Source organism: Shewanella sp. Shew256, from assembly GCF_002196695.1.
In the GTDB taxonomy this organism is placed as follows: Bacteria; Pseudomonadota; Gammaproteobacteria; order Enterobacterales; family Shewanellaceae; genus Shewanella; species Shewanella mangrovisoli.
In genome coordinates this window covers 1-820 of the sequence record NZ_NAJR01000052.1, presented here as the reverse complement: position 1 = coordinate 820, position 820 = coordinate 1, and the positions used below count along the sequence as shown (strand labels likewise).

1 protein-coding gene is annotated in these 820 nt (G+C 52.4%); it reads right to left on the bottom strand.

What is annotated here, in order from left to right; translation table 11 throughout:
* Nucleotides 1-52: 52 nt before the first annotated feature.
* Complete coding sequence (locus tag B5P39_RS24360; protein WP_001067855.1) at nt 53-757, bottom strand: IS6-like element IS26 family transposase; 705 nt, start codon at nt 755-757, stop codon at nt 53-55.
* Nucleotides 758-820: the final 63 nt, after the last annotated feature.

Below are 820 nucleotides of genomic sequence, written 5' to 3'. Positions count from 1 at the left end.
GGCACTGTTGCAAAGTTAGCGATGAGGCAGCCTTTTGTCTTATTCAAAGGCCTTACATTTCAAAAACTCTGCTTACCAGGCGCATTTCGCCCAGGGGATCACCATAATAAAATGCTGAGGCCTGGCCTTTGCGTAGTGCACGCATCACCTCAATACCTTTGATGGTGGCGTAAGCCGTCTTCATGGATTTAAATCCCAGCGTGGCGCCGATTATCCGTTTCAGTTTGCCATGATCGCATTCAATCACGTTGTTCCGGTACTTAATCTGTCGGTGTTCAACGTCAGACGGGCACCGGCCTTCGCGTTTGAGCAGAGCAAGCGCGCGACCATAGGCGGGCGCTTTATCCGTGTTGATGAATCGCGGGATCTGCCACTTCTTCACGTTGTTGAGGATTTTACCCAGAAACCGGTATGCAGCTTTGCTGTTACGACGGGAGGAGAGATAAAAATCGACAGTGCGGCCCCGGCTGTCGACGGCCCGGTACAGATACGCCCAGCGGCCATTGACCTTCACGTAGGTTTCATCCATGTGCCACGGGCAAAGATCGGAAGGGTTACGCCAGTACCAGCGCAGCCGTTTTTCCATTTCAGGCGCATAACGCTGAACCCAGCGGTAAATCGTGGAGTGATCGACATTCACTCCGCGTTCAGCCAGCATCTCCTGCAGCTCACGGTAACTGATGCCGTATTTGCAGTACCAGCGTACGGCCCACAGAATGATGTCACGCTGAAAATGCCGGCCTTTGAATGGGTTCATGTGCAGCTCCATCAGCAAAAGGGGATGATAAGTTTATCACCACCGACTATTTGCAACAGTGCC

What these genes read in the sequence shown, in the direction of transcription:
- B5P39_RS24360 (WP_001067855.1), bottom strand. Translation starts at nt 757, where the DNA reads ATGAACCCATTCAAAGGCCGGCATTTTCAGCGTGACATCATTCTGTGG.